Source organism: Dietzia sp. B44 (assembly GCF_014145245.1).
Taxonomy (GTDB): Bacteria; Actinomycetota; Actinomycetes; order Mycobacteriales; family Mycobacteriaceae; genus Dietzia; species Dietzia natronolimnaea.
Map to the genome: position 1 here is coordinate 1 of NZ_JAALEF010000055.1, position 5,852 is coordinate 5,852.

At 71.3% G+C, this 5,852-nt stretch carries 6 protein-coding genes; 3 read left to right on the forward strand and 3 right to left on the reverse strand.

Annotated features, from left to right (window positions below; translation table 11 throughout):
• Positions 1 to 86: 86 nt before the first annotated feature.
• The gene (gene bioB, locus G6017_RS02320) at positions 87 to 1,238 is read right to left on the reverse strand and encodes a biotin synthase BioB (RefSeq protein ID WP_182615736.1); all 1,152 of its coding nucleotides are present in this window, start codon (positions 1,236 to 1,238) and stop codon (positions 87 to 89) included.
• A gap of 118 nt (positions 1,239 to 1,356) precedes the next feature.
• Here bioB and G6017_RS02325 point away from each other — a divergent pair, with 118 nt between their 5' ends.
• Entirely contained in the window at positions 1,357 to 1,893 is a 537-nt protein-coding gene (locus G6017_RS02325) for a TetR family transcriptional regulator (RefSeq protein ID WP_182615738.1), read from the forward strand.
• A 133-nt stretch (positions 1,894 to 2,026) separates the two neighbouring features.
• On the opposite strand, the gene G6017_RS02330 is transcribed toward G6017_RS02325, so the two are convergent.
• Together G6017_RS02330 and G6017_RS02335 are read right to left on the reverse strand one after the other, a co-directional pair.
• Positions 2,027 to 2,578, reverse strand: a complete 552-nt coding sequence (locus tag G6017_RS02330) for a CAP domain-containing protein (protein WP_182615740.1) — start codon at positions 2,576 to 2,578, stop codon at positions 2,027 to 2,029.
• A 137-nt stretch (positions 2,579 to 2,715) separates the two neighbouring features.
• The gene (locus G6017_RS02335; RefSeq protein WP_182615742.1) at positions 2,716 to 3,294 is read right to left on the reverse strand and encodes a CAP domain-containing protein; all 579 of its coding nucleotides are present in this window, start codon (positions 3,292 to 3,294) and stop codon (positions 2,716 to 2,718) included.
• A gap of 222 nt (positions 3,295 to 3,516) precedes the next feature.
• Between G6017_RS02335 and G6017_RS02340 the strand changes: the two genes are divergently transcribed.
• Together G6017_RS02340 and G6017_RS02345 are read left to right on the forward strand one after the other, a co-directional pair.
• Complete coding sequence (locus G6017_RS02340) at positions 3,517 to 4,623, forward strand: baeRF3 domain-containing protein (RefSeq protein ID WP_182615744.1); 1,107 nt, start codon at positions 3,517 to 3,519, stop codon at positions 4,621 to 4,623.
• Positions 4,624 to 4,691: 68 nt separating this feature from the next.
• On the forward strand, positions 4,692 to 5,852 hold a 1,161-nt coding region (locus G6017_RS02345; RefSeq protein WP_182615747.1), incomplete at its 3' end, for a 2,4-dienoyl-CoA reductase FMN-binding domain-containing protein.

The window sequence follows — 5,852 nt, forward strand, 5'->3', positions numbered from 1 at the left end:
TCCCGCCGTACGGGTGCCAGACGTGCTCGGCGTCGGCGGCCAGGAGCGCGGCGGGGGAGGCGGTGAGGTGACGCGGGGCGGACATGTCAGGCGTTCGCGGGCTCGCTGGTGCCGGCACCGCGCGTGCGGATGGCGACCTTCTTCTCCTGCTTCTCGTGCGCGGCGGGCGCCGTCACGGCCGCAGCACCGGGCACTGCCGCGGGAGTCGTTCCCGGGGTCGCGGGGTGGTGAGGCGCATGGCCGGCCCCGTCCATCTGCAGGACCTCGAGGCCGGCGTCGGCGATCATCTGCAGGTCCTCTCCACCGGGCTGGCCCTCGCTGGTGAGGTAGTCGCCGAGGAACAGTGAGTTGGCCACGTAAAGGCCCATGCCCTGGAGGTAGCCGAGGTGTCGCTCGCGGCCGGCGGCCATCCGGATCTCGGTGTCGGGGGCGACGAACCGGACCATCGCGAGGATCCGCAGGCAGTCGCGCGGGTTGAGCGTGTCCACGCCCTCGAGCGGGGTGCCGTCGAAGGGCAACAGGAAGTTCACCGGGATCGAGTCGACGCCCTTGGCGCGCAGGTCGAAGGCCAGCTCGACCAGCTGCTCGCGGGTCTCGCCCATGCCGGCGATGAAGCCCGAGCACGCCGACAGGCCCGCGCCGTGCGCCTGGCTCACGGTGTGCTCGCGGTCGGCGTAGGTGTGGGTCGTGCAGATCTCCTCGTAGTGGCTCTCCGCCGTGTTGAGGTTGTGGTTGTAGGCGTCGGCGCCGCTCGCGCAGAGCTTCTCGGCCTGACCGTCCTTCAGCGCGCCCAGGCAGGCGCACACCTCGACGCCCGGGGTGTCGGACTTGATGGCCTCGATGATGTCGGAGACCTTGCCGACCTCGCGGTTGCTCGGGCCGGTGCCGCTGGCGACCAGGCACACGCGCGAGGCGCCGGCCGCGATGCCCGCCTTGGCCGCGGTGACGGCCTCCTCGGTGTTCAGCCAGGTGTAGCGCAGGATGCCGGCGGTGGAGTTGAGGCGCTGCGAGCAGTAGAAGCAGTCCTCCGGGCACAGGCCGCTCTTGAGGTTGACCAGGTAGTTGACCTTGACCTTGTTGCCGAAGTGCTCGAACCGCAGCCGGGACGCGGCCGCGACCACCTCCATGAGCTCGGCGTCGGACGAGTCGAGCACGGCGAGCGCCTCCGTCGCGTCGATCGCCCCGCCGTCGAGAATGCGGTCCGCGAGCTCGTGCCAACGGGTGGTCGTGGTGGCCATGGTTCCTCCTGAACGCCGTTCATTGAACGCCGTTAAGGTAGCGGGAATTCGCCGACTTGTACAGCGTTCAGGTTGCAGGCGCGTCGGAGCCGCGGGAGGGGCGATAGGGTTACCGGTCGTGGCTCTCAACAAGTCGGCCGTCGTCGACACCGCGCTCGGACTCCTGCATGAAGCGGGGTTGCCCGGCATGTCGATGCGCACGCTGGCGACGCGGCTGAACGTCCAGCCGAGTGCTCTGTACTGGCACTTCCCGTCAAAGCAGGCACTGCTCACCGCGGTCGCCGAGCGGGTCCTGGCGGACGTGGCCCCGGTGAAGGCCGGCGCATCGGCCGCCGACGAACTGCGCGGGGTGACCCGGGCGATGCGGATCGCTGTCGCGGGGGTGCCCGACGGGGCCGAGATCGTGGCACTGGGGCTGGCTGCCGGTGCGGTGAACCCGGTGGCCGACGCGGTCGCACGGACGTGTGCGCGGCACGGGGGCGGCGATCGGGCGGCGGGCCTGACCACGGCTCTCGCCGCCTACGTGCTCGGCGTGACGATCGAGGAGCAGACCCACCACAACCTCGCCGCCGTGGACCCCGCGATGCCGCGCGTGGACTACGACTCGCGATTCGACGAGGGGCTCGAGGCGATGCTGGCGGGGATGGTCGGCTGACGCCGCGCCTCGGCCGGGCCCGCACATCGAAAGGACGTTCCGCACACCTGCTTCTCGCGAAACGTGTGCGGAACGTCCTGATCGATGAGTGGCTATGGATGAGTGCTGCCGACCGCGAACGGCCGGACCCGACTCAACTCCGGTTGAACACCTGGGTGGCGTAGAGCTTGTTGTCGCCGGCCACGGCGACGCCCATGCCCATCGAGGTGTGGTCGGTGCGCAGCAGGTTGAGCCTATGTCCGGTGGACGCCATCCACTGGTTGACCAGCTGCTGAGGGGTGGCGTTGCGCCAGTTCTGCAGCACGTTCTCCGACCAGCGCGTGGTGCCGGCCGGGACCTGGTCGCGCAGATCGGGGTTGTGGTACATGCGGTTCTCCGCGGCCTGCACCTGGCTCCAGGCGGTGGCCAACCGGACGAGCGCGTCGTTGGACGGGAGCGGAGCCCGGCCGTTGGCCACGCGCGCGGCGTTGGTGGCGTCGTGGAGCTGCTGGCGGTACTCGGCGCTCGTGGGATCGAGGGCCGGGACCGTACCGCCGCCGCCGCCGCCGACGGCGACGCCGAACGACGAGCCCGGCATGAGGAACTGCTGCGCAGAGGCCGCGGGGACGCCGAGTCCGGCGACAGCCATGGTGGCGGCAGCGCAGACGGCGAGGGGCTTGACGAAACGAGGGGAAGTGCGACGCACGAGGGATCTCCAGTTCTGCACACCCCGAGGGGGAGGGCGTGCAGAGGCCACGGTAGAGAGCAAGTCCCCGCCGGGCTAGGGGGAAAAGAAATCTAGCCGTATTTTCACACAGTTAACCGGAAGAACCCCTGGTCGTGCTACCCCCGCTCGAAGTCGAGTACGACGTGGATCACTCCGTCCTCGCCCGCGGCCGTTCCCACTCCCACCTTCGTGAACGCGCTGTCGAGCATCCGCTCGCGCATCCCGGTGTCGGTGAGCACGTTCTGCGGCGTGGCCTCCGGGGGCAGGGTCAGGACCGTGCGGTCGCGGGCCTCGCCGCTGTCGGGGACCGGGAGGTCGCCGGTCGTGGGGTCGCCCACCGCCAGCTGGTCCGCGCGGACCGCGGCCTCGACGGAGAGGATCGCGTCGGTGACCAGCCGCTCGGCGCCCACCGCGGTCCGCGCCTCGTTGACCCCGGCCACCACGCTGCCCTCGAACGCCTTCCGGGCCACCTCGGGCGGAACCACGACGAGAGGGGCGTCCTGCTCGGCGACGGTGGTGGTCGCGGTGGTCCCCGGCGTGGACGGGCCCGACATGAGGGAGGCGAGGCCGGGGATGTCCAGCGGGAAGGGCAGGGCGAGTTCGAGCGACCCCTGGGCGGAGGCCGTGCCGGCGCCCGTGACGAGCAGGAGGGCGGAGGCCCCGGCTGCGACGGCGGAACGGATGGGATGACGCACGTGGGTGTCCTTTCCTGGGGTGGCGGCCGGAGCCGGACCCGGCGGGGATCGTTGACTCACACTGTAGTGCCGCGAGTTCACTCATGCATCTTTCGTCACAGAAGTCACATCTGTTACATCGTATGTAGTGGACCGCGCGGCCCGGGGCCGTACACATCTCCGACTTGCAACGATCGGCTCGAGAGCCCGCGTCGAGCGGTGATCGGCGTTAGGGTCGGAGCCATGACGTCGATCCAACGAACACGGAACATCGATCCGATCACCGCCGCCGACCTGGAGTCGCTGGGCACCGCCTCGGGACCGGCGGTGTCGGTGTTCATGCCGACGCACCGCGGCGGGCCGGAGACGCGGCAGGGCCCGCTGAGGTTGCGCTCGCTGCTCGACCGCGCGCAGGCCGAGCTGGTCACCCGGGGCACACCGGCCGAGGTGGCCGCCGAGCTGCTCGCGCCGCTGCGGGAGCTGGGGAACGAGGACCCCTTCTGGCAGCACACCGCCCACGGACTGGCGCTCTACGCCGCCCCCGGCATCGCACGGGCCTTCCGGCTGGGCACGGAGATGCCGGAACTGGTCCACGTGTCCGACTCGTTCGCCGTCCGCCCCCTGGTCCCGTCCGCGGTCGGCGACGGCGAGTTCCTCATCCTGGCCCTGAGCCAGAACTCGGTGCGCTTGTTCGAGGCCACCCGGGGTTCGGTCCACGAGCGGGACATCGGCACCGCGCCGGCGTCGATGGAGGACGCCGAGGGTCGCACCGAGCGCGAGCCCCAGCTCCAGCACCAGGCCGCTGCCGGGGGCACCGCCGCCTTCCACGGGCACGGTGCCGGCGGCGAGGTGGACCGCGTGATGCTGCAGAAGTTCTTCCGTCAGGTGGCGGCGGGTATCGACGAGCTGCTCGCGGGGCCCGACCGCCGACCGCTCGTCCTGGCGGCGGTGGCCGAGCACCACCCGATGCTCAGGGAGGAGCTGTCCTACCCCCACCTTCTCGACGACGTGGTGGCAGGGAACCCGGACCACGCCAGCGGCGCGGAGTTGCAGGAGAAGGCGTGGCCGATCGTCCAGCCCGTCCTCGGCGCCGACGCGGCAGCGGCGACCGAGCGGTTCGGGGAAGCCCTCGGGACCGGGCTCGGGGTGAGCGACCCCAGGGAGATCGTCACCGCGGCCTCCGAGGGCCGGGTGGAGACGCTGATCCTCACCGGGGCGGCCTGTCGTCCGGAGGATCAGCCGGGCGATCTCGACGACGCCGTGGGCCACACCTGCGCCACCTCCGGACGGCTCGTGGTGCTCGAGGCCCTCCCGCACGGCAACTCGGTCGGCGCGATCCTCCGCTACTGATCACGGTTCCGCGCGACACGACCTTACCGGCGGGTAAGGTCGTGTCCGGCCAGGGCACAATGGGCCCCATGAGCTCCAGCCACCCGCACTTGACCAGTCCCCTCGTCGTCGGGCCTCTCACCCTGCGCAACCGCGTGGTCATGGGGTCGATGCACACCGGACTCGAGGACCGCAGCAAGCACCTGCCCGAGCTCACGGCCTACTTCGCCGAGCGGGCGCGCGGCGGCACCGCCATGATGGTCACCGGCGGGTTCTCCCCCGACGTGGAGGGCTGGCTGCTCCCTGCCGGGTCGATGATGGCCAGCCGGCGGATGGCGGACAAACACCGCGGCCTCACCGATGCCGTCCACGCCGAGGGCTCGCACATCCTGCTCCAGCTGCTGCACGCCGGCCGGTACGGCTATCAACCGTTCGTCCGCTCGGCCTCGTCCACCAAGTCCCCGATCAGCATGTTCAAGGCGCGGGCCCTGAGCTCGCGGGGCGTCGAGCGCACCATCGACCACTGGGTGCGGGCCGCACGACTGGCGCGCCGGGCGGGGTACGACGGCGTCGAGATCATGGGCTCCGAGGGGTACCTGATCAACCAGTTCCTCGCGGCCCGGACCAACCAGCGCACCGATGCGTGGGGTGGCACCGCGAGCAAGCGCATGCGGTTCCCCGAGGAGATCGTCCGCCGGGTCCGCGCCGAGGTGGGCCCGGAGTTCCTGATCCAGTACCGCATCAGCGTGCTCGATCTGGTGCCGGACGGGCAGACCTGGGACGAGACCGCCGAGCTCGCCCAGCGCCTCGAGGCCGCGGGCGTCGACGTGTTCAACACCGGGATCGGCTGGCACGAGGCCCGCATCCCCACCATCGTCACCTCGGTGCCGCGGGCGGCGTTCGTGGACCTGGCCGCCCGGCTCAAGCAGACCGTGGGCGTGCCGGTGATCGCCTCCAACCGCATCAACACCCCGGATGTGGCCGAGCGGATCCTCGCGAGCGGGCAGGCCGACCTGGTGTCGATGGCGCGGCCGCTGCTGGCGGACCCGGCGTTCGCCGCCAAGGTCGCCGAGGGGCGGGCCGACGAGATCAACATCTGCATCGCCTGCAACCAGGCGTGCCTCGACCACACCTTCGCCAACAAGCGGGCGTCGTGCCTGGTCAATCCCCGCGCGGGCCGGGAGACGGAGCTGGTGCTCACCGTGGCGCCCACGCGCCGGCGGGTCGCGGTGGTCGGTGCGGGCCCGGCG